Origin of the sequence: Providencia sp. PROV004 (genome assembly GCF_011045615.1) — a bacterium.
GTDB classification, from domain to species: Bacteria; Pseudomonadota; Gammaproteobacteria; order Enterobacterales; family Enterobacteriaceae; genus Providencia; species Providencia rettgeri.
Genome location: NZ_CP042859.1, coordinates 128,297 through 153,881, shown reverse-complemented (window position 1 = coordinate 153,881; position 25,585 = coordinate 128,297). Strand labels below are relative to the sequence as shown.

The window sequence follows — 25,585 nt, the reverse complement described above, 5'->3', positions numbered from 1 at the left end:
CTTTATTTCTTCATTGCTTCATCAACAGCATTGCGAACGAACTCAACCTTTGGTCCATATACGACATGGACGTGGTTTGCCGATGGAAAGAAGAATGCGGTACATCCTGATTCCAACATTAAATCTTTATCAATTTGGTTAACTTCTCCAACATCAATACGCATACGAGTAATACAGTTATCTACGTTACGAATATTTTGTTTTCCACCTAATGCTTGGATTAAAATTTCTGCGATTTCACCGTAGCGTTTTTCTTTAATTAAAGTATTTTTCAGATTACTAGATTCTTCACGACCAGGAGTTTTAATATCAAATTTAATAATTGCCCAGTAGAAAATAAAGTAAGTGACGACGGCTAAACAGCTACCGATAATAACAAGGAAGATCCAGTTAGTGTGTTCGTACAGCAGACCAAAGATAGTAAAATCAAAGACGGTTCCACGAATATAACCGATACCAACCTCAGCCAATGAAAGTAACACCGCACCAATACCGACAATAATGGCATAAATTAAATACAGTAATGGCGCAATGAATACGAAGGTAAATTCGAGTGGCTCTGTGACGTTACCAAGCATTGCCGTTAATACCATGGTGACAAGCATGGATTTCACTTCTGCGCGGTTTTCTTTCTTCGATGTTTTATATATAGCAAGAGCAATCGCAGGGAAGAGGAACAATGTAACCAACATTTGTTGCTGCGCCATAAAGCGAGTCAAACTTGGCATCATCGCCCAATATTCGCTATCCGGGCCTTGGTTAAATAGCACTTCAGTTAATGCAGGGACAACACCAACAAAGGTTTGGCCATCAATAATATAAGTACCACCCGCTTCAGTGAATCTAAACAAAACGTTCCATACATGGTGTAAACCAAATGGAATAAATAAACGTTCGCCTCCAGCCGTAAAAAATGGCCCCACTGGACTTAAAAATACCGCAGAGAGTTTCATTAAACCTTGAACTAATACTTCCCAAATAAACGGTAATAACGCTCCCACCCCAATCATTAAGCCTATCATAATAATAGAAACGGATTTTTTACCGGAAAAGAAAGCGAATGCGGTCGGTAACTCAAGGTTATAAAACTTATCGGTGGCCCAAGCGGCAATCAAACCAGTAATAATCCCTCCGGCAGCACTGATATTTAAAGTTTGTATACCAAGAACTTTAATTTGTCCCACTTGGCCCATCATTGCAGGGTCAGCAAGTTTACCGGTAAGGACTAACCAAATATTCATGGTGATGATCAGCGATAAGTAGCCGACTACCGAGGCAAAGACGGCAATTCCCTTATCTCGATGGCTCATCCCATAGGCCACACCCATTGCAAAGAGCAAGGGAATATTATCAAAAATAACACCTGCGATTGAACGAATACTGACAAGTAATGCATTAACCGTTTCATTTCCAAGAAAAGGAAAACGTGCAATCATATAAGTCTGCACTAATGCACCACTGATACCCAATATCATACCAATAGGGGCTAATACACCTATCGGAAGGAGTAATGTTCTCCCAAAGCGTTGAATAGATTCACCAAACTTTTTTCTGGCCATACTGTTTCCTTATGACTTCTATTATTAGAATTAAAGGCATACTAGCTTGGGGGGGTTATAAAAGAAATGATGTCACGGTTTTAAAAATTATCTTAGGTCATAATTAATGACCTAGGTCATTTTAATACAAAACTCATTGCCAAAAATAAAAATGAAAGACAGGTGAAATTTTTTTAGGAAGTAAAAAAGGAAGTTTAAAGTAGGTTTTCTAATTCATTGATAAGTAAATCAACTAAAATAAAAAAGCCAATTCTGGATTTGGTATCATCCCTTTTAGTATCAAAATTATCGGCAAAACAAAACAGAGTATTATCAGTATAAGTGGTTAATTCATTGGTATTAAAAGCGGTCATGCTAATAATATTCGCCCCTTTTAATTGCACAATTTTTGCTGTTTCAATAATTTTTTTTGTTCCACCAGATAGCGAGATAAAAATGACAGTGTCATCTTTGCTAACTAATCGAGTGAAAGAGTCAGATAAATTGTAGTCATTAATGAAAAAACAGTGTAGTCCTAACGCAAATAGCAAATGCTCAAGGTAATAACCAACCGCTTTGCTTGTTCCTCTTGCAACAATAAAAATATTTCTCGATTTATGTAGTATTTTAGCACAATCACTAATTTGCTCTTCATTAATTAACGTAAAGCTTTTATTAATATTTTTTTCGAGTTGTTTTTTATAAGATGACGGGATAATTTTTTCAGTTTTATTTTTTGTTAAAATATAATTATTAATCTGAAATTTAAGCTCTTTAAACCCACTAAACCCTAATTTTTGCGATAAATTAATGATAACTGTTTTAGAAACAAAGGTTTTAGCAACCAGCTCATTAATATTTAAGTAAGGGATATCCGTAATGTTATCAGTCAGGTATTTTAAAACTTTTTTTTCGCTAATGGTTAAATTATCGTAATTTTTTAAGAAATCCAACATATCCCCCCCTTAATCAGCCTAATTAACCCAGAAGTCATTCTTTTTATGATAATAAAGTCAATATAGGCAACCAATCGATTGATTATACGTTAAATGAGCAACCGATGTTGAATTTAAGAAGTGATTTTTGTGAAATGCGACAGTAATCGAGGAAAAATTGGTATCACAATAGGTTGTTTCCTTTGTGATACCTTTTATACAAATAATTCAGCTACTTCATCAGCACCATTACAAACACGGTACATTGAGTGTTCTCACTAGGGAGCTCGTCGTCAATCTGATGCTTTCTAGTACTGAATAGTAGAAGAAAGAATAACATGATAAACAAGCAAATAGCGCTTCCCTTGAGCGCTATTTGCCTTACAAAAAATCACTTAAATTTGAGTTGCTTCACAGCTTCATCAATATCAATTTCATCTTCCGAAAATGTTAAAGCAGTACCATGTAATGTGCTAATTTCTAATTTTTTCAAGGAGCGCATTTGGTCCGGTTTATCTGATTTAGGTTTAATGCTGTTCATCAATGCACCAATAGATAACACAGTATTTTCTTTATCAATACGTGTATCGGCAGGCACGTCCACCGAATAAACGCGATAAGATTTTATAGATGTAATCTTAATGCGCTCACCCGCAATATAAATATATTTGCTTTCAGGTATGACTTTGACTGCAAATGCAGACAACCCTTTATTATTTGTCGTCGGTTCGAAAGTGACTACAGCATTTTTTTTAATCAACTCAGGGTTGGCAACTTTAACCACATGAAAATAACGGTTATCGCCATTCTCATCTTTGATAAATCCAAAACCTTTATCTTCGAACCATGTTGTGATCGTTCCATTCATCGCCATTACCGCCTAATTAATCTTTTATTGATTCAGTTTTTACAACGCGCAGTATAGAGCACAATGCGTGTGCAGACTACGGCTTTACTTTTAGTCTGAGTGATAAATTTACGTGATGCAAGTAGCAAGCATTCGCCTGCATACTAAAAATTGGTTATTATCAACCGCTATTCTTTGTTGGAAAGGCTAATGACTGAAATCATCGACACCTTTATTGCGCCGCCCTGCCACGGTAAGATAGAAATTATCTACCAGGATGAACATCTTGCTCTTATTAATAAGCCGAGTGGCCTACTAAGCCTTTCTGGAAAAAACCCACAAAACTTAGATTCAGTGCATTACCGATTAGTACAAATCTTCCCTGAATGTACTCTTGTTCACCGACTCGATTTTGGCACTTCAGGATTAATGGTGATTGCACGTAATAAAGCAGTGAATGCCGCTCTGAGCCAACAATTTAGCCAGCGAACGGTAATTAAAGTATATCAAGCTCTACTTTGTGGTCACTTAACTGATGATGAGGGTATCATTGATGCTGCAATAGCAAGAGACCCAGCACTGTTTCCTCGCATGTCTCTTTGCGAAATTAATGGCAAACCTGCCCGCTCCCACTATCACGTGATTGAACGTCTGTATCACCCACTAGATAATGGCACATTGCTTCCAGTAACCCGAGTCCAATTAATTCCAGAAACGGGTCGAACGCATCAGCTTCGTATCCATTGCCAACAATTAGGTCACCCTATATTAGGCTGTGACCTATATGGGGGCCAAATACCAGAGCATGCATCTCGGCTCATGTTGCACGCCAGCGAACTGCATTTTGTTCATCCCATTAGCCAAGAAAGCGTTAATACTCGCTGTGCGAGCCCGTTTTAACGCCCAAGTAACCACTGTCTCATTTTATGACTGGTAAAATAAATTGCTCTGCCCTGTAAGTGCACATCGCTAGCCGTACTTCAATTTAAGTTATGACGAATATTACCACATCAGGTCGTCAGGGATCTTAAAGTCCGCGTACGGGTCATCTTCATCTTGTTCTTCTTGGCTGAGCGCATTATTGAGTACGATACTATCCGCATCCCTTTGGGTTATTTTATCCGCTACACTTGCAGGGATAATCACATACTCATTGTTATCACTATTCTCAATCGCTAAACGGGCAATCGCCAGACGACCGCTGATCAATTGTGTTTGTGTTATTTTATCTACAACAACTTGCTTGATCACATTGTTATCGGTGAAATTAAAACTAATATCTCCCTTTGAAATATCAACTTTATTCATCTCAATAAGTTGTTTAACTTGCGCTTTAAACTCTTTGGATTGCACCATTTGCTTATGCTGTTCGCTTAATTGCTTATCACGTTCAAGCTGTGCTTTTTTATTCTCTTCTACGGCTTCCCTTGCTTCACGCGCTTGAATGCGTGATTTTTTAGCCGTTCTTTGCACTTTAGCCATCTTCTTACTGGTGACTAATCCTGCTTTTAGCATTTGCTCTTGTAAGGTGAGTTTTGCCATCTTCGCCTCTAAATCTATCAGATAATTATGTGATTATACCTTTAGCCGCTGAGACCTGATAGGCTTTGAGCTTCATTGATAGAGAAATTATGTGATGTTATTTAAGAAAATATGCTAACGAGGATAATTCAAAATTCGGCGTGTTTAACTTATTTTGTCTAATCTAAAATGTGTTTATAAAAAACCATCAATATATTGTGATTTTTTATAGGCACGATTTACTCAGTAACCATAGAGAGCTGATGAGAAAAAATAGAGGCTTTCATCCACATAAAAACCTCTCTATTTCAATAACTACGGAGTGGACATAATAATGGTAGCTGCTGAACTAAACTGGCCTTCTATCAATTCATTTGGCGATAAATTAGGTTTTTTAACTAGCGTAAACATTAGTGTGTCTCTACCATGCCCATTTTCTATTTTTGAATCGAAATGCCCATTCATAGGGGAAACTCTTTGCCCTTGATGATAAATCTCAACACCTAATCCCGGCATAATAGGACCTTGACTACCAATATCTCCAGTTCTAACAAGTAAAGCGTCAGATGAAAAAGTCGAAGTTTCTCCGCTAATAATCATCTTTATTGGCGCTGTCAGATTATTATCTTCACAACTATAAGTGATTTCTGCGTTACGTTGAAAACGGCTTGCACTTCCCACTGTTGAAATACCCGATGCATTTACTGTTTCAAAATCAACAATGATGATTTGGTTATCATTGATATCACACGTACCCGTTCCAACAACTACATCATTACCTGCATAGAAATTCCATTTAAAATAAGCATGGTCAATATGCTGATTACTATTTACAAATGTCGCATATTTATGGAGATCTAACGTCATCAGCAAATCGCCTTTTCTTACCAAAACTGATGGCGTTGGTTTAACATTTACCTGTAAATATAATTTAATTTGTAAAGGTTCACTTGCTGTGGTTAAACGAAATACTTGAATTTCTTTACCGCTAAATGGTGCTAAATAGTAAGCACCACGCACGACCACTCCCGCTTTTAATTCTGGGTTATTCTTAAATGTGGGACCAAGGTCAGCACCAGTCACATTTAAATAATCAACATAAGCACTAGGGGCTTCATTACGGCAGGTCATAAAATCACTCACATCCGCAAATTCATTTATACGATTAGGTACAGCAAAAATATCATTATCTAGAGGAACATCATAAATACTTTGTGTTCCCCCACCAACTTCTTGTCCTCCATTAGTTTTACACTGGAAAGCAAAAATAGTCGGGGAAAATAATAAGGTTGCGAGAAGTAATATTAACATCTTCATTGTTACTGATACCTTAATCATAAATTAAACTAAAAATAGCGGTTGCAGTAAAATGGCCAAACGCAATACTTTTATTTTTTATTGCATCAGGTTCCCCTTGCACATTCGCATTAAAACTTAAAATATTCGTGCCATTCTCTAAATTGTATGCAGGCGTCGTACTATTAATAGGAATTTTTTTACCACTAAATTCTAAGATTTCAATTCCGATACCCGAAGCCATGCTGCCAGAATCTAATGCAAGAAGGCCTGGTAAATGGGTATTTTCGCTTCCTGTAAACTTAACGGTCACCGTTCTAAAGATACTATTATCACAGTCATCTAAATGAATATTAAAATTTTCAAGTGGTGTTTTTTGGTTAATATAGAGGTATTTATTAACAATAGTACCAAAGTCCACAATGATATTTTCATCACCAGGTCTTACTGTACAAGCTTCTGCGACAAGTTGTCCTCGTATCTTAATTTCACCGATTTGACCATTTTTTGCCTGACTCGGTAACGGAAAAAATAACAAACTTAATAGCATCGAGAGTATTATTTTTTTAAATTTATAAAAATTGAAATTTAAGTTATTCATATAAATACCTTCAATGCTATATCAGAAAATCTATTAAGATTATTCATACGTTATTTGAAAAGAAATAACACTTCGATAAGCTCCAGCCTGTAATTTTTCTGCGATTCTTACGGGAGCTACATAATAAGTTAAAATATTTTGCCCCGGAGAAATAAGCTCAGGTTCACTGTACTCACCAAAAGCAATTTCTTTTCCTTTAGGATTAGTTATCTGTAATCCAAGCCCATTAACACCTTCAACTCTCGCTATGTTCGGCCTAAAAGGGACAACTGGCGTGATAAACCTAATTTTCATACCTGGCTGAGAAAGACTCCATGTGACATTACCGGATTTATTGTTTCTCAATACCGTTGGGGTTTCGATACAATCCAATAACTCGATGTTTACCGGCGTCTTGTGGCCTTGGGCGCCAATTGTTTTTAATGATGCAGTTTCAATATTTCCTAAATCAACGGATTGAAATGCAGAATCCATCGATAAATGGCATGCACTCTCCGTTAATGAGCCATAAACGAAAATTTTACCATTTGCACCTTCAACATCCCAATTACCTGTTGTGTTATAAAAGGCATTATTTGAGGCCGCATATATCACAGCTGAATGAAATATGAGAGATAATCCAAAGAGTAAGGAAAAGCTTTTTTGATTAATCATCATTTTCCTCTCTATTTACTTTCAGGAACAACCTGACATGTATTTGCTTGACATTTAAATTGAAGTTTTGGCCGGCCACCATAGTCATTTATATAGGTCAATACCGGATTTGCCCCCACAGTAGAACTTGGAACTCCTAATTTTTCTTCACTAAATGGTGCAACCATAACTGCCTTAAAATTCTGATTTACCGGTGAATTTTTTCGCTCAGCCGCACCAATAATCGTGATATAAAAGGGAGTTGGGTTTTTAATGATATATTGGTCACCTTGCTTAATAAGCTGTGTTTTTTCTTGCCAAGGGTTATTCAGCATTTCTGTTTCGCTTAGCATGATACTTTTAGGACGATAAAATAATTTAATTTTGCTCTGTAACGCTAATTGCAAAACATTCGGTTTATCACTTTTTGGCGGGATCTCCCTTAAATTAAAGTAATAAACACTTTCTCTATCCTGAGGTAACTGACTAATTTCAGGAAGCGCCTCAATACGGACTTGGCTTGATTTTTCGGGTTCAACTCGCTGTACTGGCGGTAATACAGCAAACGGTGAAGTGATTTTTACCCCTTGAATATTTTCAATCCACCCTTGAGCCAAATAAGGTAGCTGGTTATTTTTATTAGTAATAGTAATTGAAACGCTTTTTTGATCGCCATTAAAAATAACTCGGGTTCTATCTAAAGCAATTGCCGAGAATGCGCTTCCGCTAACTAAACTGCTTAATAAAATAGTACTGATATATAAATTAGTTAATTTTTTCATAGCAATCACTCAGTTACAGATTATTATCTGCTTCATTACGTTTATTTGATAATGGTTTACAAGGAATAAATAATCCTTGGTTAATTGTTTCTAAATTTTCAGGAAAATTAATTTCACATTGTGCTTCACCACCCCAATGAATAATCATGACTTCATTTGGGTTGATACCACTAACATAGGCATATCCATTATCAGTGACTATTCCCGTTTCTTTTCCTTTCAAATTCGTGATCTGAGCGCCAAATGGCGGTGCAGAACCGTCAGACATACGCATTGAAAGCATCATCTTTTCACCAGACAACACATTAAATTTGCGATAGCCAATCGCGCCTTCTGTTAATGTCGCTTGAACAATAGAATCCGTTACCTCGGCATTATTCGGTAATGCATTTAAATCGACTTTAACTTTACTGCGGTAGTAGCTATTTAAATCAGGGACAACCACTTTACCAAATGCATTTGATGCAATAGGTATCCCTCGGTCTGATACGGGAATTTTAGCCACACCATCAGTGTCAATGAGCAAACGAGTTCCGCCAATATTTGAGACTCGATGAGCATCCGCACCATTTAAAGTCATGGTAAATCCGCCTTGTGCCCCTACCCCAAATGATGTGTAATTATTATGAATATAGCTGGCATTCGCAGTTAACTTAGTATTATCACCATAATGGGTAATATAGGTGCTTGCGGTTCCACCTTTGTTGGTCGAACCTGCACTGACTTGATAATTGGTTCTATCTGACAATTTGTCATAATAGGTTGCTCGATTAACAGTATCATCCCGTGTTGCTTGTAATGAATAACCAATATTTGCACCATTTCCCCAAGGCATTGAAGCTGAGATATACAGGCCATCATCATTTGTTTCGTTATATTTATTACGATAGGCCGATAACGAAATATTAATATTCTTCAGGCTTCCCCAATCTAAGGTTTTTGTCACCATTAAATTGTAGCGATTACTTTCTGGCTTATCCCAATAGGTTTGGTGCGAGTAGTTTAAATAAGCTGTAATTCTCGATTCTCTAAAGTTTTTATTTAAAGAGATCACATACATTTCTTTATTACTACCTTGACGCTCACCTGAATCTTTAGCCGTTAAAAAATCGGTTACAGTCATAAAACTGCGTTCTGAGAATCGGTAACCTGCGAACTGAACTTGGCTATCATAGTCATCAAAACGTTTTGAATAGTTTATTCGATAAGAATTACCTGTGAGTTTTTTATCATTAGGAATATTTGCAATAGAATGCGTAATATCGAAAGATAAGGCACCAAATGCCAATAAGTCACGACCGACACCCACGTTGAATGCATTATAGTCTTGGCTATTTAATGAACCAGCAAGCAATGACCAACCATTAGTGACACCCCACGACATTTCACCACTCGCAAATGTATCTCCATTGACATGATGATCCATATCCGTTGGGCGACCCATCGCTAGTTTATATCGAATACTACCTGGTCGAGTTAAATAAGGGATATTGGCTGTTTCAACCTGATATTCTTGAACCGAACCATCCTGCTCTTCGATTCGAACATCCAGTTTTCCCGTCGTCGCATCACTTAAATTTTGAATACGGAAAGGACCCGCGGCGACTTGTTCTTGATAAATAATTCGCCCTTGTTGGCTAACAATCACCGTCGCATTTGTCGTAGCAACACCTGTTATTTCAGGTGCATACCCACGTAAATTAGGTGGTAACATTAAGATATCAGAGCGTAAGCCAACACCTGTAAATCGAAAACTATCGAATAAATCGGTGTTAAAATAGTCCTCACCCAAGGTCAATTTCGCTTTAATACTGGTTAACGCTTTATAGGCGTATAGTCGGCTCCATTGAAAGTCATGCTCATTTTTACTATTCGAGCCAGTTTCTCGTTGAGCACGCCCCTGCCAATCTCCCCTAAAGCGCCATGCACCAAGGTTCACACCTGCGACACCATTTGCTGTCACATTATAGTTGCTATTGTTATCATGAGGCTTATTCGCTCTTGCGTTTATATTGTAGTCTAAAATAGCCCCTGAAATTCCTTCATCCCACAAAGAAGGCGGATCCCAGTTAGCTGTTCTATATTCAAGGTAGGCTTGAGGTATACTCAGATACAACGTAGAGTCAGATAAATCCCCTCGAGCTTGAAAGCCAGGCAAACTGCGTAAATCAAGACACTCATTATTATGCCACCACGTAATTTGCTTCAACGAACTAGCTGTTAATCCTAGCTGCTGGACTTGTTCTGGTGTGATACAAACGAGGCTATCTTCAGGGTCGTTTTCTGGCGCATAGAATGAAAACCGTTGCTCAGGTAAAGTTTCTTTATTTACTTGTACTTTGAGGGGATAAATACCAGGCATAATATAGCCTGCACGTGAGAATTGCTTAATATCAATGTTTTTTTTGTCTTCTAAATCAAATAATGCCGTATTAAATTGTATGGTATCGGCAGCATATAACTGAGCGGATAATGATCCAAATGTAATCATTATCGTTGTCGTTATTATATTTATTTTGTGTTGTTTAAAAAACATAAAAAACATCCCTAAAACACCAATATAATTTCTTAGAATTAATAATAATCGACCTTGAACCTTAATAAGGTTTGGTAATTACCCGCTTTAACAGGATGATAATTGGTGACTAATTGCATTTGATATTTCAGGATCATTGTCCCTGGCGTAATTCCTAATGCGGGTAATGGCTTTCCTGGTGTAATGGAATATCCCGATATATCATGCAATGCCAATTGCACTCCTTTTGCTTCACCCGAGAGTGTGAAAAAATCACCTTCTGATGGACCATCAAAAGTGACTTCGAGTGAATTCCATTCGTTATTATCTTTCGAATATTTTTCCCAACGACAATCAATGAGCTTAATATTGAATTCTTTTATGGGGCCTTTCCCAACTTCACGAATATAGCTTGTTGGAAGCACCCCCATATTAATGGTCTGATCCCTAGACCCAATATCTATTGCGCAGGCAGTATCGACTATTTCGCCATTCATCGTGACTTTTCCCCATCCATGAGATGATGCAGCCATTTGTGGCGAAAGAAATAATGTTAGAAGAAATAGAGAAGATACTTTTCTTCGCAAATAGATAAATCCTTTCACTTTAACCTCTGACTTAATTTGGTGATTAGTAGAGGAACACAAAGGTATTCCTCTTAAACTAATCAATTAGTTATAAGTTAAGGTAAAGTTAGTTACGCCTTCGAATTTACCTAATGGAATTTTATCAACCGCAACGTTTGCACCTTGTACATAAGCGCTATAACGCAATGTATTATCACCCGCTTGTAATTGGTGTTCTTGAGCTGTTGCAACTCCCATATTTAACGCTGCACCATTAGTATCCGTTAATTGAATACCCACGTTGCCAGCAATAGTTGGGTCTGTTGCATCTAAGCCTGTTACACCGAGTAATTTAGAGTTGAAAGCAGCGCTAGCACCAGAGAATGTGATACTCACTTTATCGTTGTACACTTTATCATCTGCATCTTTCGGGAATACACAGTCTTCCAATTCAATATTGAATTGCTTCGCGCTAGAAGTACCACCATTCGCTAAAACAGAGTTAGCGATTTGGCCTAACCATACTGTTTGGTCAATAGAATCTGAACTAATTGAGCAAGGTGCATCAATGATTTCACCTTTAAATGTGACTTTACCATGCCCTTGATCAGCAAGTGCTGGAGATGCAATAGCGGCAGAAACTAGCGCGGCTAAAAATACTTTTTTCATTTGAACCTCATTTATATATAACAACGTGATGATTACCCAACATGATGTAGGGCATAGTTAGAATTTATTATTTTTAAAATAACTATTTGCTGTATAAAGAATTTAAAATAATTTCTGTTTGTCGATTAAAAATATAATGGTAGTTATCCTTTTCATCGGATAAGCATTCACTATTATGAATAAATGAATTAGCACTAGGATTTTTTTCATTTATTTTCAATGATACACTTTCAAAAAATGCACTCGGGCTAATTTCTAGATAAAATAAAATTGAAAATAGCATTCCACAATTAATGCTACATATTCCTCTTTCATAACGAGATATTTGTTGTTGTGATATCTTTAATTTTTTAGCTAGATCACTACCACTAAGCCCTTTCTCTTTTCTAAGATGCGATAATTCCATGCCAATTTGTTCAGTTAGTATTTTCTGAAAGCTATCTATACTGGTCTTTAATTTATTACTTTTCATATCTCACCAATTAAAGCCTTGTGTAATGTGGCAAAACAATCAGAACCGCTTATAAAGTGAACAATTTATTTTTTGAAATGCAAAAAAAACGCAACAAAATAAATCAAAATGTTGCGTTAAATAAGTTTTAGGTAAATTGTTTTATATATAAGAATCGTCAGAATTAAAATCTTTAATTTATAAATAAAAATGGTAAAACTAGATAATTTAACTAGCTAGTTTTATTGCAAATAAAATCATGAATGATAACTTTTTGTTGTTAATGACAAATTTTTACATTAATTAATAATTACCTCTAAAATGCATTGCAGTAACAGAGTTTTATGCTGTTTGATTTTAGTTAGTCTGATAATTATACTTATTAGGTAATTTGAACATTTTGATTTATTATGTTGCATTATAGATTGATTTTTATAGATATTTTATTTATCCAATTGATTATCATTGATAATTGATTAATTTTTTTGTTATATATTATATTGCTGTATTTTACAGCGGAAATTAAAAGTTTTTAACTTACAAAAACCAAAAACATGAATTTATCATCTAAATAATTTCACTTACATCCTACCATTTCACAGAGTGGCTTTATTTAGCAATCAAAAATGGACTATTATTGTAAAAAAATGATTAAAATATGATAACAATTAGTTAACAACGAAAGTGATTTGCTGTCACTCTTAATTGGAGTAATTAAATCATGATAATTCAAAAAAAAAGAATAAATAAAATTATTAACTAATTTTATTTTTAAAGGCTGTGAAATAAATTAGTTGAGTATGTTGTTTGTGGCTTTCAAAATAATTATTGCCCTTAATATGCACAAGAATACCTCAGTTTTATCAAATCAATTACCTAAATAACTGAGGTATTCTTGGTGTTTAGTTCATATTATTATGTTTAGTGCTAGCCTTATGTTGATACAAGTCATTAAATTGCTTATTGATTCAACCAAATACCACTAAACCTTTTTTCATTACTCGCAGTATAAATTACAGTATGAGCGATATTTCGATGCCCTAAATAATCTTGAATTAATCGTGTATCCCGGCCCAAATCAGCTAATGCATAGCCGCATGCATGCCTTAGCATATGAGGATGAAGCTTTACAGGAAGCCCAGCTATTTTTCCATACTGCTCAAATAAACGATAAATTTGATAACGAGAAATTTGGCTTCCCTTTTGTGAAATAAATAAACAATCTGATCCCGCTGTTTTCCAAGAATCTCTTTCAGCTAGCCATTTTTCAATCGCATTAAACTCTTCGGGAATTATAGGCTGTACGGTAGACAGCCCTCCTTTTAGTCTCCTAATAAATATCACTTTCTGCACTAAATCAATATCAGCCATTGTGATATGAGTGAGCTCGCTAACTCTTAACCCATGCAAAAAGCTCATTAATAACAAGCAATAATCGCGATTAGGATAGCGACCTTGCTTTGTAGCATCCAATAAAGAATTCACCTCTGTACGTGTAATAAATTTACGTTTAGTCATTATGATCTCATCTATACCTCGTTATATTTTGCTATATACCAACGATAAATTAACTAAAAATAATAATTTTTCAGAAAATTAAATATAATATGTCAGAAAGGTCAGTGATGATACCGAAATGCAAGCACTTAATCATGATATCACTAAGGCATAAAAAAACAGAATTGTGAGTGGTTGAGTGATAAGTTGATTTATAAGGTAATTATGTTGTTTTCATTGCATGAATGATGAGCGATAAAGGCGTCCTCACATGGGGTGTTAGTCTATATCCCTTTTCACCCTCTAATACGAAATAGTGTATACTTGCCGACAAGAAATTTATTCACGGTTAATTAAATAATGAAAGAAATTGAAAAAACACAAATTAAGCTTCTTAGCGACCGCTTAGACCTTATTCGTCACCAGATGGCAAGTATGCAACTGACGAGCGATGCAGAAAAATACGCAGAACTCGAAAAAGAAAAAGTGACGTTGGAAACTGAAGTTACTCGCCTGAAAGCAGTGCGTAACCAAAAGCTCAGCAAAGAAGCACAGAAGTTAGTCGATATGCCATTCAAACGCCCAATCACTAAGAAAGAACAAGCCGATCTTGGCAAGCTGAAGAAGTCCGTGCGAGGTTTGATAATTGTCCATCCAATGACAGCATTAGGCCGCGAAATGGAACTGGATGTTATGACTGGTTTCTCTAAGGCTGATTTTTAGTTAGGGAATCAACCTAACTAAAACCTGTAATGACTCACTAATACTAAAAGGTTCTTAGTACACTTTTCGTGGTTATGAACCGTTAGTGAGTATGAGTTCCCTCTTGTTTACTACGACCACCTCAGGTACTAAGCTAATTTTAGCAATTTAACTAAAAATAGTGATTCTACTATTTTTCTACTTTCCTATTTTCAGTAAATCTTTCAGCGCCGCGATATTCGCTCTCGCTCCTTCCGCTTCTTTTAACCGACGACGTTTTTGAGCAAAAATATCAAATTGAAGTGGCTTAATAAATTTGGCCACCTGAATAGAGGTGATATGCTCACCTCATAACAATAAAGATGCCTTAATGAAAAAACGCAATTTCAGTGCAGAATTTAAACACGAATCCGCCCAGCTGGTTGTGGATCAGAACTATACGATTGCTGATGCAGCTAAAGCGATGAATATTGGTCTTCCCACCATGACTCGATGGGTAAAACAGTTACGAGACGAGCGGGCGGGAAAAACGCCAAAGGCACCCCCATCACGCCCGAGCAAATTGAAATACGTGAATTAAAGAAAAAACTTCAACGTATTGAAATGGAAAACGAAATATTAAAAAAGGCTACCGCGCTCTTGATGTCAGACTCCCTGAACAATTTACGTTAATTGGGAAGCTCAGGAGCCCCACCACCTTAGTCATGGCTCAGCAGGCGCAAGGAGTATCGCTATAATGGCAACATACAGGGGCTTGCCGGTAGGCTCATGAAAAAACTCGGACTTGTAAGCTGTCAGCAACCGAGGCACCGCTATAAACGCAGTAGACAAGAACATATTGTTATACCGAATCATCTTGAACGTCAGTTTGCGGTCGCTGAGCCCAATCAGGTGTGGTATGGCGACGTGACTTATATCTGGACAGGAAAACGTTGGGCATATCTCGCTGTTGTACTCGACTTGTTCGCTCGAAAACCCATTGGATGGGCTATTTCGTTTTTGCCTAATAGTCGGTTGACAATCAAAGCACTGGAAATGGCTTGGGAAAGACGAGGATATCCAACGAATGTCATGTTCCACAGCGATCAGGGTAGCCACTATACCAGTAGACAGTTCCGGCAGTTACTATGGCGTTATCGGATAACACAGAGTATGAGCCGACGCAGAAACTGTTGGGATAACAGCCCGATGGAGCGTTTTTTCAGAAGCCTAAAAACGAGTGGGTACCGGTAACAGGCTACATAAGCTTTAGTGATGCAGTTCATAGCATAACGGATTATATTGTCGGATATTACAGCACACTCAAACCTCACGAATATAACGGCGGGTTACCCCCAAACGAATCTGAAAAAAGATATTGGGAAAACTCTAAAGCGGTGGCCAGTTTTGCGTCTCAATTACCAATGAAAATTACTTCCGGTACACAACAGAGTTCAGGGACTGTGTATCGTACCGTTAACATCACAAGCACGGTGGATAAACTCACGATTAATACTGTGCAAGTCAATCGGGGACAATGCTGAGATAGTGTTGGTAACCCCGTTCGTCCTTACGCATTGCCATTTGGTAAAACACAAACATACCGTTATATGATTTATAACGGTATGAGTAGGACGAATTTCAATTGTGACATTATCGAGATTGTCATTAAAACCAATCAAGGCGATTGGACCGTTAAACCTTGATTTCTTAATCGGTTATAACGTCATTTTATTTTCTTCATAACGCGTTACGAGCTATTAGTCAATCACTTCAAAAACACTTACCACCGCTATCGATGCTTTTTATTGCGTCGTTAGCGACCTCATCATCAGAACGATCCATTTTATTTTTATCCGTTTTTGAACACACCCATTGCGGGTCATCCTCACTGTCTTTGAATGTTTTTACGTCGAAATAATAGTTCTAACTCAACGTTATCATTCAGTTCGTAAAAAAAGATCACGAGATGTTACTTAATTAAGGTGTGCGCTGTACGAGTTGAATTTACTGAGTGTCGTGAATAAGGGTAAGTCGTACGCAGATAAATAACCAGCTCTTCTATGTATTTTGCAACGCGTCTTGTTGAATTTTCAAGACAGGGAGTGTGTCCTAAGTCCATTAAATGAGGACGCACTCCCACGGGTTTAAAAGTGAAGTCTAATCATGGCTAAACACACAGATTGAAAAATTGAGAAGATAGCCAAGCGCTAACTATTAAGCCCCATGAAAGTCAGTTAGCAATATACACGTTAGCGTAAATGGCTCGACTAAAATACATTCATTACTTAATCCCAATTAATATTAATTGTGGCTTGTGCATTACCACGGCCGAGTAAACTAGCCCCATTGGAACACAGTGACCAGGTCATCGGCACTTTAGTTATACCGTTTTGTACGCCTTTAATCGTCTTCGTGCCACTCGTTCCATTAAAACCAACCTCATTGACGGTATCTGGAGCACAAGAACCACTGGCATTAATGTATCGACCTCTGATATACCCCATCACTTGACTATCACTGTTTGTCACACTTAAACGCCCCCAATAATTGCCTTCAGGAAATTGGCCAGAAAAAGCAAGGGTCATATCAGCGACCGCATCAACCGTATCTGAGGCACAATTAATTTCTAAATCTTTAGACTGTGTAGCCAAGAGTTGATCTGCTGACTTCCCAGTAATATTAACGGTTCCAAAATCAATTGAGGTTGGTGAGACGATTTGACACGCCAAAGGTCGCCTCACCGTAATTGAACTCCCTTGTAAAGTAGATGCGGTGTATTGAACGGTACCACTATCATTTATTAATCCTTGCCCTATAAATAGCTTTGGTATTGTGTACGTTCCCGCTGCGGCGGTCGATGAAGCGTAAACGCCCCAGCTGACTGAGCCCGTCGAGGTCCCCGAACCGCCTTCGATTCGAACCCACCGGTATGGCTCACCAATGTCTTGTAAAATACTGCACCAAAGAGTAGGATTGGACTTTGTCCCAACATTATTTCTCAGTCCTTTACCGTTGGTACTCACACTCGAGTTGTATTTTTTGATATCAGTCTCATTGCCAGTAACACTGTTCGCAAAGCCGCCGGAAGCCGTGACATTTAAATTCATCGGCACTAAAATAACCCCTTCAGCTATTTTTATACCATAGTACCCATCGAGTGACACAACAGGATAAATAGAATAGGTATCAGTACTCCACTTATTTACGGTACCAGAGCACAAACCTGTTGAATCGACTGATCCAGTAAACCCCACCATATTTGGACCAGCGCTTTCATATTTAGCAAAATTTTTTGCTGGTATAGATGTCGTCCAAGTATCGCCCACGTCTAATGGCTGAAAAGCCCCCGCCTTGACGGTGTAGGTTGCTGCCGAACTCACAGAAATATGCAAGCAAGATGTTAAAAACAATACGTGACAGAAAAAAGAAAAGAAAAAATTACGTGCACTTTTCATCGGATATACTCTTATAAAAACAATAATATTTAGGGCGATGACTGATAAAAGCCGCTCACACTCAATGGGCAGATTTATCTTATTCACAACGGTAAGTTGCTTTACGTATCGGGTTGTCTGGCGTTATCTTTAATGAACCCAATTCGAACCTTACGCGGCATTGACGATCGGGTTCATTCCCCCACTTGACAAGGAGTTCACCTTTTTCAGGTAACCCCGCTAAATAAACCTGTCCACCGTCACTCACAATGCCATTAATCGCCGTCTCTTCTGACGGATTATCAGTAATAAGGGTGGCAATCGCCCCAAAAGGCAGCGGTTGGTGATCCGATTGTTGAAGATTCATCAAGACTTGATAGCCTGCGTGGGTAGCAATGTCGACTTTGATGACCGCGCCTTTGGTCGGATAAACGTTAGCATTAGAATAGGTGACATCCACATCGTCTGGGAGCGTTGTCGGATCAATGCCGACACTATTTTGCATGTAGTTTGATAAATACGGAACCACGGCATAACCTTGCCAATCGACCTTATCATAACCGTTCATTAAGCGAGTTCCTGAAGCCTCGGGGGCATAGATCAGCGCGACGGAATCACCGAGCGAGCTCGAAAAGGTGATACCGCCGGAATGCGCTAATAGACCGCCACTCGCATTCATATTGACTGCTCGCGTCTCATTACTATAGCTATACCCACCGCTCAGCGAGCCTTTGCTCCCTTGATACCCGATGTTGGCATTACTCACCGCGGTTTGATTTTGATTTCCCCAACTCTGAGCGAAGCTATATGACATTGCACTGTCCAATGTATTCCCACTGATCCCCATTTGATTAGTGGTCCGGCCTTGGTTATCATGGGTTGTGGTGGCCGTCGCATAAAGCGACGCTAACCCGTCATCATGCCCAAAAATCCGAAAAGGAATACTGATATTCAGGCTAACCTGGCGATTTTCGGGCCAACGCCCCCGCGTATCTTTTATTCTATCGATGTTATAATTAAGGCCAAAACTGATCCCCTTTGCTGTGCCACTATAGCCAAAAGACAACCCAGTTAACGTTTTGCTATTTCCCCAATAATCATCCCGATTAGCACGAAAACGCAATGTTCCATATTCGCCTAGTTGCTGGCTCAGTTGGGTTTGAAAGCTGCTACGCCGGCGTTGTAATGTCCAAGGATTAAGCCCTGAATCGAGACTATAACCTTGACTATTAAATTCACTAAAATTATAAAAGTGTTCCGTAGAATAACGTAACGCCGTCAAGTCGACCGAAGTACCGGTGGCCATCAAACTTTTAGAATACCGTAAACGGTAGGATTGCCCTGTCCTTTGGCGAGTCTCATCGGCGTTGACAGATAACCTTGCAATAGAATGGGTCATGTCTGCAGAGATTGCGCCAAAGGTACCAAGAGACACGCCCGCTCCCCCGTTAACGGCTTGATAATCGGGAGCGAGTAATGCACCACCAAATCCAGTGATCCCATTTTTCAACCCGTACATCAACGTGCCTAATATAAAATTAGAGTGACGAGATCCTTGTGTTAATGCCCCGTTATAACGTCCCGCCGTTAACTCATATTTCCATCCGCCAGGGCGTAACATGGAGGGTAATGCGGTATACGGCACAGTAAAACGTCGCTCTGTGCCGTTAGACTCTGTCACTAAAACATCATAGTCACCAGATAACCCTGCTTGCTGAATGTCATTGATATAGAAAGGGCCCGGGGCGACATAGGTTTCATAAATAACATTACCATTTTGTCGTATCGTGACTCGCGCATTCGTATTGGCAATACCGCTAATGCTAGGGGCATATCCCCGTAATTGACTGGGTAACATTTGTTCGTCTGACTGTAATGTGATGCCCTTAAATTGAACACTATCAAACACTTCCCCCCCAGTACTCGCTTCGCCCATCAATAAAGTAGAACGTAATCGACGAATATCTCTAAATAAATAGGTATCCGAAAAGCGCGTCTGTTGTTCAACACGGTTAGCGTTATTATCTGTCCCGTTATTTTTTGTTCGAGTATACGTCGCAGTACTGCGTAAACGCCAAGACGCTAGGTTTATCCCCCCTCGAACAGACGCAAATATGTTATCTGACTGCGTGGTACTGCCGTTTGATGGCGAATTTCGATTTCGACCTGCACTGATGTTATAGTTTAATAATAATGCGGGGATACCATTATCCCATAAGGTTGGATTATCGCCTCTTATATACTCGGGATCCATGGCGACTTGAGGGACACTAATATCAAGGCGTAAACGCGCCAAATCTAAGGTTGACGTGGCATAAGGGATATACGCCGATACGTTATTTAATGGGGTATCTTGGGATAATGACTTAAGCTCGGGCAGATTGGCAACATTAACGCCCCATGCCTTGAGTAATTTAGGGGTTAACAAAGGTGAAATTCTGTCTTGGCTATTACGTTCAAAGGTGAGATCAAATTGCCCCATATCTTGGTTATTAACGAACACCGAGACCGTATAATTCCCTTCAGCAATGCTGCCCTCTTTCTCAAAAACGGACAAATCGACAGCGTCATGCTCACCACTGATACTCAAAAAGCTGGGGTCAAAATAGTCGTCAGCGAAAACCCAAGAAGAGACGCCCAGCGTAGCCCCCGAACTTAACGTACAAAAATAGAAAAAAAGTGGTAATCTCGGCATCCTCGTTACCATCATAAGGTCTCTTCGCTTTATCCCTTGCATACATCAATTCTCATCATCAAAACAGAAATACGGGAAATGAACCGCCAATATCCCGATAGAAACCATCAGGGGTCACCGTGCCTTTAAGGACAGCGGCTGCTTATATTCCTGGCTCTTCACGCCTTCATCGGTAATCATTCGCCAAGTCACCACGCCCATTTTACCTGTCGTGATTGACGTCTCATAATCTCGAGAAGAGAAAGGCGCCAGCATATTAGCGGTTGTGAGCAAAACCGGTATGCCATCAATATCCACATCACTGACCGTAATGTAATACGGTGTCGGGTTGTCGATACGAAGTACGCTGTGCTCAAAAGAAAATTGCAGTCCCTTTGCTTGGGCGTCTATATCCATATTCAATAGATGGTCGGGGCGATAAAATAATTTAAGATTATTTTGCAGCGCTAAAATAACTTGAGCACTCCCGCTGTCCATTTTTCCTGCTCTACTTGGCGATTGGCTTGGAATGGCTTTTAATGCCAACATAAAAACAGACTCCTTATCTGAGGATAAGTGACTATCAATCAGCCGAATTCGTAGCGTCATTTGCTCTTTGGGATTAACTCTCACCAGTGGCGGAAGAACAATAAAAGGAGAAGAAACCGCTGATTTTTCTGTCATCTGGTGCGCCTTGTCTAAGGATCCATCCCCCCCATTCGACCAAGGTAGTACTCGAGACTGCAAGAGATACACGTTTGACGTGTTATTCGTAACAGTAAAAGAGATCCCTTTTTTTGCATTGCCCGTGTAAATCACCCGCGTACTTTGTAATGCAATACCAGCTTGATTATCCAATTCGTTAGCCTGGGCCGTCATACCACTCAATAGGCATCCCCATAAAAGACCACACCAGATAATTGTCACACCGCGACATAGGCTCATTGCGTTACTGTATTTGTCCATGTAAACCTCTGACTAAGACCACCAAAATCGTTGATGACTGACCATGAAACCTGTTTAATGATAACTTGGGGGGCGTTATAATATTGCGTTGAGAAGGGGGCCAGCATGGCACCTTGTTCTCGAATACTTATCGGTTGGTCATTAACGAAAAGTTCCGCTAACGTCAGGTAATACGGTGTCGGATTTGTAATCTGTAATTGATTTTTACCTTGCTTAACGGTTAATTTTTCTGGCGCAAGGGAAACTGGCATGTCTAACCCTGTCGGCCGATAAAATAATTTGATCACCGTACGTATACCAAACGATACCTGAGTGGTTGTTATCTCGGGGCTTTCTGCCGATTCAGCGGAGGGTTTTACCGACGGGATCGCCAAAAAACTCAAATAAAAAAGAGATTCGCGATCTTTTGCTAAGGTTGACGTATCATTGCGGTTAATTAGCACCGCATTATTACTGTTTTTTTCAAGACGAAATAACGGGGGCGTGACCATAAAAGGGAGACGGTCTGTTGATCTCGCGAGCCCATCGGGGGTCGATAGAACACGACTATCGATAAGGTAAACTTGATCACTTTGGTTATTAATAAGCACTTTCTTGCTTTTAGCGTTTTGTTCAAACACGACGCGGGTTTGGCTCAGGCTTATTCCGCCCTCCGCTAACCCCACTTTAATACTGGCAAAAAAAAGGGAAATAAAGCCAGCGACGATAGCCACCTTAAGTGTGGAATATTGATTGAGCATATTTATGTCCTTAGTCATAGAGAAATGTGAACGTCACTGTGGCAGAAAATTTACCGCCTTGACGTGCCCCATAGACACAATTACCACAGCGTAATACGGCAAAAATGGGGATCGAGGTATCAATAGTGGCAAGTTGCTTTTCTGTCGACCAATTCTCATTGGCTGAAATGGTACCGTTGTATCCTAAATTGTTGTTTTGTTTAAATGACGTATTGCCGTCTGTTTTTAGGTAGACACCGTACCCATCGGAATCCCCAGAGCCTAATTGATTCGATCGAAATAATGTTGAGCCAAACGCCGTCGTTTTATCCCCCGTCACTTTAATTTTGGGGATAAGCCCCCACCCGCTGCAATTACTCAACATAATATTAAAAGAGGCCGATGTTTTAGGGGTTCCCGCTTCTGTTGCGGCTTCAATCTCGGAAGGTAATAGTGGGTTTCCATTGTTAAATTGAATAGTTGGCGGAACACTGATACCACACCCGCCTCCAGCAAATAGGGTTGTAAAATTTAATACACTGCTTGCTGTACCCGCGAATAACGCTGGGGAGGATACGCTGATAGCCCCGCCAAGACAGAAGGCTAAATACATCGAATGTGCTGTTTTCATTTTTTATCGTTATCCTGCCGCTAAATATCCTACTCAAATATCACATTTAACATTAATGAGGCTTGAAAACGCCCAGCGATAATCGTTGACTGAAAAGGCCCAACCATGCCCACCCAGAGGGTTGATTCGCTCTGGTATTGGTTATCCGGCGTTAACGAATTCAGTGAAACGACTGTCGTGGTATTACCGATAGCAACATCCGGGCGGTAAAAATCGGCCAAAGAGATGGGTTTTCCATCGGTAGTTTGACGGACCATAAAGCCAATCCCGTTGATTTTCTCATCTAAGAAAATCACCTTATAACTATCGGTAGGATAAGGCGTCACACCTTGCAATGTTAATTTAGGTTGAAGAATTTGAGTTTCATTAACACAGGCTAACCTGACCATTAAAGGCTGGATCTCATAGGTTTGTACGGTCCCTTTTAACTGATTCGCTTGAAGGGGTTTAAATCGCAATAATGTTTGGGGAAGTGTAATCTCACACCCAACACCTTTATTGGCGATCACCGCCTCCATCAAAACACTTGGGTTTGTTGTTGAGGCAAATGCATTGGCGATGAAAATTCCCAGAACAATCGCGCCATATTTCAGAAAAAACAGTCGCATTACTCACCTCATTCATACTGGAAATCAAACGTCACGCTAGCATTCAACTTACCTCCAACGCGATCCGCTGCGGTGCAATTAGCACAAGTCAATGCCGCACTGAGTGGCAATGTTCCATTGATGGTTGCTAAATTGGTATTGACGTTCCAACTTTTAACGGCTGAGATTTGTTTGTTTGTGGCTAAGTTTGAGTTTGCTTGGAATGTCGTATTCCCTGCGGTTGATAATAAAATACCGTATCCCACCGCAGTTGATCCTGAATCTAAAAATAAATCTTGACCGTAAGTGGAGTTGACATTCCCACTCACGATAATTTTGGGGGTGACTTTTATACCTTTACAGTTAGCAAGTATTAAATTGAATGTTTGCTTGGTAACATCGGCTTTTGCTTCAATTTGGCTGGGTAAAATAGCTTGGCCGTTATTAAACGTTATCGTCGGTGTCACTGTAATTTCACAAGCACCTTCGTAAGCTATTTGTGCACTGAAATTTACGGTTGCGGCTGACGCGCTCCCCAAGAAGCTCATCAGATAAACCCCTGTCCCAAGGCCTGTTCTCACTAATCTATTGAATATTTGCATAAAATTTTTCCACCCCGCCATGATCATTAATTGCTTGCCATGTAATCTTGTTCGCCGTATTCACATTCGGATAAACCACTGACCCAAACGGGGGGATCATGGTATTTTGAGCCTCAAGACTCAGATGGATATTATTTTCCCCCACATGCAAAGACGACAATGTGATAAAGTAAGGGCTTGGATTACTGACTGTTAACGACTGACCTTGTCGTGAAAATTTTAATGACGACATGGCCTGCTGTTGACTGATTTCAAAATTTTTCGGTCGATAAAATAATTTAATAATACTGCCCGTCGAGACAACAACGGCACTCTGTGAGTCTGACTGAGACGGTTCATTCCCAGGGTGCCGAGCAGGCAAAGCCATCACTCGGAGATAAAAGAGTGACTCTTTGTCATGCGGCAATATTTGATCGCCCGTCTTAATAATACGAAGTTGGTTTGTCGCCCCAATTTCTAAACGAAATAATGATGGCGAGACGGAAAAAGGCGTTTGTGTATTGTTCCCCTTAATATCGTCTAAAACCTGTGCTTTAACCAAATAAGGGACGGTTGATTGCTGGCTACTGGTAACCCCAATGGTTTGCCCTTTATCCGTATTAGAAAAAATAAGTCGCGTACTATCCAATGAAATTCCAGCAAAGACACTTGCGCAAAAGAAATAGACACCGACAAAACTGATGTTGATGAAACGAAAAAAAACCATTCGCGTGACCCATTAACGGATTAATAGAACAGATAGAACGGATGTGTTCTATCTGCCTGTTTATTTTTTTGAAAATTAGTTAACGATATAAGCCACTAAAATAGGGGCGGTGTACGCGCCACCTATAGGGGATTCAGTGGTGGATGCCATACCCACTTTAAACGTGTATTGTCCCGTGGTATCTTCTTTACCTAAATTAACAGCGACACCTTGTCCATTTTTAACAATGGTTGAGCCATCACTTTGAGTCACCATAAAACCGACCGTATTGGCATCATTATTAACAAAAATATTTTGGTCATTATTTTTGACGGATGTCATTCCTTGAACAATTAACGTGCCGGTTTCACCCGCCGTACATCCTGTTAAAGAAACGGGCATATCCGTAGAGCCGACTTTTTGGTTAATTTTACCTTTAAAGTCTTCCCCTTTAAAAACTCCCATATTAAGAGTTGACTTACCACCATTGACAATCAGATTACAGGTGCTGTTTGTTATTGCGCCTTGTAATGTCACCTCGGCACTTGTGGCGGCATTCGCAACAACAGCAGAACTCAAACCCAGGGTTAATAACGTTGCTGCGACGATTTTCATATTCATACAATGATTTCCTTTATAGAAAATAAGTTTAAAATTAACGTGTTGCATCCTTGTGCCTTTACCATTTTATTTCGGTTAGGGCTAATGAGTGCTAGCAAATGGGCCTATGCCAACCTTTCGATTTATAGCCC

At 39.2% G+C, this 25,585-nt stretch carries 24 protein-coding genes and 1 pseudogene; 3 read left to right on the top strand and 22 right to left on the bottom strand.

What is annotated here, in order from left to right; genetic code table 11:
- Positions 1–2: 2 nt before the first annotated feature.
- From FVA69_RS00670 to FVA69_RS00660, 3 genes are all read right to left on the bottom strand, one after another.
- Positions 3–1,559, bottom strand: coding sequence for a PTS transporter subunit EIIC (locus FVA69_RS00670; RefSeq protein ID WP_004266208.1), 1,557 nt, complete (start codon positions 1,557–1,559; stop codon positions 3–5).
- A 194-nt stretch (positions 1,560–1,753) separates the two neighbouring features.
- Positions 1,754–2,494, bottom strand: coding sequence for a MurR/RpiR family transcriptional regulator (locus tag FVA69_RS00665; RefSeq protein ID WP_109912305.1), 741 nt, complete (start codon positions 2,492–2,494; stop codon positions 1,754–1,756).
- A 370-nt stretch (positions 2,495–2,864) separates the two neighbouring features.
- The gene (locus FVA69_RS00660) at positions 2,865–3,341 is read right to left on the bottom strand and encodes a cold-shock protein (protein ID WP_042851702.1); all 477 of its coding nucleotides are present in this window, start codon (positions 3,339–3,341) and stop codon (positions 2,865–2,867) included.
- Between the two features lie 189 nt (positions 3,342–3,530).
- Between FVA69_RS00660 and FVA69_RS00655 the strand changes: the two genes are divergently transcribed.
- Positions 3,531–4,220 carry an RluA family pseudouridine synthase gene (locus FVA69_RS00655; protein WP_004266211.1) on the top strand — a complete coding sequence of 230 codons (690 nt, stop codon included), beginning with the start codon at positions 3,531–3,533 and terminating at the stop codon, positions 4,218–4,220.
- A 102-nt stretch (positions 4,221–4,322) separates the two neighbouring features.
- On the opposite strand, the gene FVA69_RS00650 is transcribed toward FVA69_RS00655, so the two are convergent.
- The 10 genes from FVA69_RS00650 to FVA69_RS00605 form a co-directional block, all read right to left on the bottom strand.
- On the bottom strand, positions 4,323–4,862 hold the full coding sequence (locus FVA69_RS00650) for a DUF2058 domain-containing protein (protein ID WP_115166334.1): 540 nt from the start codon (positions 4,860–4,862) through the stop codon (positions 4,323–4,325).
- A 294-nt stretch (positions 4,863–5,156) separates the two neighbouring features.
- Complete coding sequence (locus FVA69_RS00645) at positions 5,157–6,158, bottom strand: fimbrial protein (protein ID WP_004266213.1); 1,002 nt, start codon at positions 6,156–6,158, stop codon at positions 5,157–5,159.
- Between the two features lie 13 nt (positions 6,159–6,171).
- On the bottom strand, positions 6,172–6,738 hold the full coding sequence (locus FVA69_RS00640) for a fimbrial protein (RefSeq protein WP_004266214.1): 567 nt from the start codon (positions 6,736–6,738) through the stop codon (positions 6,172–6,174).
- A gap of 39 nt (positions 6,739–6,777) precedes the next feature.
- Positions 6,778–7,395 carry a fimbrial protein gene (locus FVA69_RS00635; RefSeq protein WP_109912303.1) on the bottom strand — a complete coding sequence of 206 codons (618 nt, stop codon included), beginning with the start codon at positions 7,393–7,395 and terminating at the stop codon, positions 6,778–6,780.
- Positions 7,396–7,403: 8 nt separating this feature from the next.
- Complete coding sequence (locus FVA69_RS00630; protein ID WP_004266216.1) at positions 7,404–8,153, bottom strand: fimbria/pilus periplasmic chaperone; 750 nt, start codon at positions 8,151–8,153, stop codon at positions 7,404–7,406.
- Between the two features lie 13 nt (positions 8,154–8,166).
- Positions 8,167–10,698, bottom strand: coding sequence for an outer membrane usher protein (locus tag FVA69_RS00625; protein ID WP_042851471.1), 2,532 nt, complete (start codon positions 10,696–10,698; stop codon positions 8,167–8,169).
- A 29-nt stretch (positions 10,699–10,727) separates the two neighbouring features.
- On the bottom strand, positions 10,728–11,255 hold the full coding sequence (locus FVA69_RS00620; RefSeq protein WP_042851703.1) for a fimbrial protein: 528 nt from the start codon (positions 11,253–11,255) through the stop codon (positions 10,728–10,730).
- An 84-nt stretch (positions 11,256–11,339) separates the two neighbouring features.
- The gene (locus FVA69_RS00615) at positions 11,340–11,903 is read right to left on the bottom strand and encodes a fimbrial protein (RefSeq protein WP_004266219.1); all 564 of its coding nucleotides are present in this window, start codon (positions 11,901–11,903) and stop codon (positions 11,340–11,342) included.
- A gap of 82 nt (positions 11,904–11,985) precedes the next feature.
- A complete protein-coding gene (locus FVA69_RS00610; protein ID WP_004263121.1) occupies positions 11,986–12,375 on the bottom strand; it encodes a helix-turn-helix domain-containing protein in 390 nt (129 codons plus the stop codon).
- A gap of 939 nt (positions 12,376–13,314) precedes the next feature.
- Positions 13,315–13,872, bottom strand: coding sequence for a tyrosine-type DNA invertase (locus FVA69_RS00605; RefSeq protein ID WP_004266220.1), 558 nt, complete (start codon positions 13,870–13,872; stop codon positions 13,315–13,317).
- Positions 13,873–14,211: 339 nt separating this feature from the next.
- Between FVA69_RS00605 and FVA69_RS00600 the strand changes: the two genes are divergently transcribed.
- Together FVA69_RS00600 and FVA69_RS00595 are read left to right on the top strand one after the other, a co-directional pair.
- Positions 14,212–14,574 carry a YibL family ribosome-associated protein gene (locus FVA69_RS00600; RefSeq protein WP_109912301.1) on the top strand — a complete coding sequence of 121 codons (363 nt, stop codon included), beginning with the start codon at positions 14,212–14,214 and terminating at the stop codon, positions 14,572–14,574.
- A gap of 349 nt (positions 14,575–14,923) precedes the next feature.
- A pseudogene (locus FVA69_RS00595) lies at positions 14,924–15,944 on the top strand (IS3 family transposase); the annotation flags it as partial.
- Positions 15,945–16,820: 876 nt separating this feature from the next.
- Here FVA69_RS00595 and FVA69_RS00590 read toward each other — a convergent pair.
- From FVA69_RS00590 to FVA69_RS00550, 9 genes are all read right to left on the bottom strand, one after another.
- Entirely contained in the window at positions 16,821–17,990 is a 1,170-nt protein-coding gene (locus FVA69_RS00590) for a hypothetical protein (RefSeq protein ID WP_109912300.1), read from the bottom strand.
- 79 nt (positions 17,991–18,069) lie between these two features.
- Positions 18,070–20,679 carry a fimbria/pilus outer membrane usher protein gene (locus FVA69_RS00585; protein ID WP_227024234.1) on the bottom strand — a complete coding sequence of 870 codons (2,610 nt, stop codon included), beginning with the start codon at positions 20,677–20,679 and terminating at the stop codon, positions 18,070–18,072.
- Positions 20,680–20,778: 99 nt separating this feature from the next.
- The gene (locus FVA69_RS00580; protein WP_117162897.1) at positions 20,779–21,609 is read right to left on the bottom strand and encodes a fimbrial biogenesis chaperone; all 831 of its coding nucleotides are present in this window, start codon (positions 21,607–21,609) and stop codon (positions 20,779–20,781) included.
- Positions 21,585–22,349 carry a fimbrial biogenesis chaperone gene (locus tag FVA69_RS00575; protein ID WP_109912298.1) on the bottom strand — a complete coding sequence of 255 codons (765 nt, stop codon included), beginning with the start codon at positions 22,347–22,349 and terminating at the stop codon, positions 21,585–21,587. Before FVA69_RS00575 ends, FVA69_RS00580 begins: the two co-directional genes overlap by 25 nt.
- A gap of 10 nt (positions 22,350–22,359) precedes the next feature.
- Entirely contained in the window at positions 22,360–22,959 is a 600-nt protein-coding gene (locus FVA69_RS00570; protein WP_109912297.1) for a fimbrial protein, read from the bottom strand.
- Between the two features lie 29 nt (positions 22,960–22,988).
- Positions 22,989–23,567 (bottom strand): fimbrial protein, encoded by a 579-nt coding sequence (locus FVA69_RS00565; RefSeq protein ID WP_117162896.1) that lies wholly within the window; start codon positions 23,565–23,567, stop codon positions 22,989–22,991.
- An 8-nt stretch (positions 23,568–23,575) separates the two neighbouring features.
- Positions 23,576–24,148: a fimbrial protein gene (locus FVA69_RS00560; RefSeq protein WP_164528248.1), complete on the bottom strand. Its 573-nt coding sequence runs from the start codon at positions 24,146–24,148 to the stop codon at positions 23,576–23,578.
- The gene (locus FVA69_RS00555; protein WP_109912294.1) at positions 24,132–24,854 is read right to left on the bottom strand and encodes a fimbrial biogenesis chaperone; all 723 of its coding nucleotides are present in this window, start codon (positions 24,852–24,854) and stop codon (positions 24,132–24,134) included. The genes FVA69_RS00560 and FVA69_RS00555 overlap by 17 nt, the downstream gene beginning before the upstream one ends.
- Positions 24,855–24,929: 75 nt before the next feature.
- On the bottom strand, positions 24,930–25,454 hold the full coding sequence (locus tag FVA69_RS00550; RefSeq protein WP_109912293.1) for a fimbrial protein: 525 nt from the start codon (positions 25,452–25,454) through the stop codon (positions 24,930–24,932).
- Between the last annotated feature and the right edge of the window lie 131 nt (positions 25,455–25,585).

What these genes read in the sequence shown, in the direction of transcription:
- FVA69_RS00670 (WP_004266208.1), bottom strand. Translation starts at nt 1,559, where the DNA reads ATGGCCAGAAAAAAGTTTGGTGAATCTATTCAACGCTTTGGGAGAACA.
- FVA69_RS00665 (WP_109912305.1), bottom strand. Translation starts at nt 2,494, where the DNA reads ATGTTGGATTTCTTAAAAAATTACGATAATTTAACCATTAGCGAAAAA.
- FVA69_RS00660 (WP_042851702.1), bottom strand. Translation starts at nt 3,341, where the DNA reads ATGAATGGAACGATCACAACATGGTTCGAAGATAAAGGTTTTGGATTT.
- FVA69_RS00655 (WP_004266211.1), top strand. Translation starts at nt 3,531, where the DNA reads ATGACTGAAATCATCGACACCTTTATTGCGCCGCCCTGCCACGGTAAG.
- FVA69_RS00650 (WP_115166334.1), bottom strand. Translation starts at nt 4,862, where the DNA reads ATGGCAAAACTCACCTTACAAGAGCAAATGCTAAAAGCAGGATTAGTC.
- FVA69_RS00645 (WP_004266213.1), bottom strand. Translation starts at nt 6,158, where the DNA reads ATGAAGATGTTAATATTACTTCTCGCAACCTTATTATTTTCCCCGACT.
- FVA69_RS00640 (WP_004266214.1), bottom strand. Translation starts at nt 6,738, where the DNA reads ATGAATAACTTAAATTTCAATTTTTATAAATTTAAAAAAATAATACTC.
- FVA69_RS00635 (WP_109912303.1), bottom strand. Translation starts at nt 7,395, where the DNA reads ATGATGATTAATCAAAAAAGCTTTTCCTTACTCTTTGGATTATCTCTC.
- FVA69_RS00630 (WP_004266216.1), bottom strand. Translation starts at nt 8,153, where the DNA reads ATGAAAAAATTAACTAATTTATATATCAGTACTATTTTATTAAGCAGT.
- FVA69_RS00625 (WP_042851471.1), bottom strand. Translation starts at nt 10,698, where the DNA reads ATGTTTTTTATGTTTTTTAAACAACACAAAATAAATATAATAACGACA.
- FVA69_RS00615 (WP_004266219.1), bottom strand. Translation starts at nt 11,903, where the DNA reads ATGAAAAAAGTATTTTTAGCCGCGCTAGTTTCTGCCGCTATTGCATCT.
- FVA69_RS00610 (WP_004263121.1), bottom strand. Translation starts at nt 12,375, where the DNA reads ATGAAAAGTAATAAATTAAAGACCAGTATAGATAGCTTTCAGAAAATA.
- FVA69_RS00605 (WP_004266220.1), bottom strand. Translation starts at nt 13,872, where the DNA reads ATGACTAAACGTAAATTTATTACACGTACAGAGGTGAATTCTTTATTG.
- FVA69_RS00600 (WP_109912301.1), top strand. Translation starts at nt 14,212, where the DNA reads ATGAAAGAAATTGAAAAAACACAAATTAAGCTTCTTAGCGACCGCTTA.
- FVA69_RS00590 (WP_109912300.1), bottom strand. Translation starts at nt 17,990, where the DNA reads ATGAAAAGTGCACGTAATTTTTTCTTTTCTTTTTTCTGTCACGTATTG.
- FVA69_RS00585 (WP_227024234.1), bottom strand. Translation starts at nt 20,679, where the DNA reads ATGATGGTAACGAGGATGCCGAGATTACCACTTTTTTTCTATTTTTGT.
- FVA69_RS00580 (WP_117162897.1), bottom strand. Translation starts at nt 21,609, where the DNA reads ATGGACAAATACAGTAACGCAATGAGCCTATGTCGCGGTGTGACAATT.
- FVA69_RS00575 (WP_109912298.1), bottom strand. Translation starts at nt 22,349, where the DNA reads ATGCTCAATCAATATTCCACACTTAAGGTGGCTATCGTCGCTGGCTTT.
- FVA69_RS00570 (WP_109912297.1), bottom strand. Translation starts at nt 22,959, where the DNA reads ATGAAAACAGCACATTCGATGTATTTAGCCTTCTGTCTTGGCGGGGCT.
- FVA69_RS00565 (WP_117162896.1), bottom strand. Translation starts at nt 23,567, where the DNA reads ATGCGACTGTTTTTTCTGAAATATGGCGCGATTGTTCTGGGAATTTTC.
- FVA69_RS00560 (WP_164528248.1), bottom strand. Translation starts at nt 24,148, where the DNA reads ATGCAAATATTCAATAGATTAGTGAGAACAGGCCTTGGGACAGGGGTT.
- FVA69_RS00555 (WP_109912294.1), bottom strand. Translation starts at nt 24,854, where the DNA reads ATGGTTTTTTTTCGTTTCATCAACATCAGTTTTGTCGGTGTCTATTTC.
- FVA69_RS00550 (WP_109912293.1), bottom strand. Translation starts at nt 25,454, where the DNA reads ATGAATATGAAAATCGTCGCAGCAACGTTATTAACCCTGGGTTTGAGT.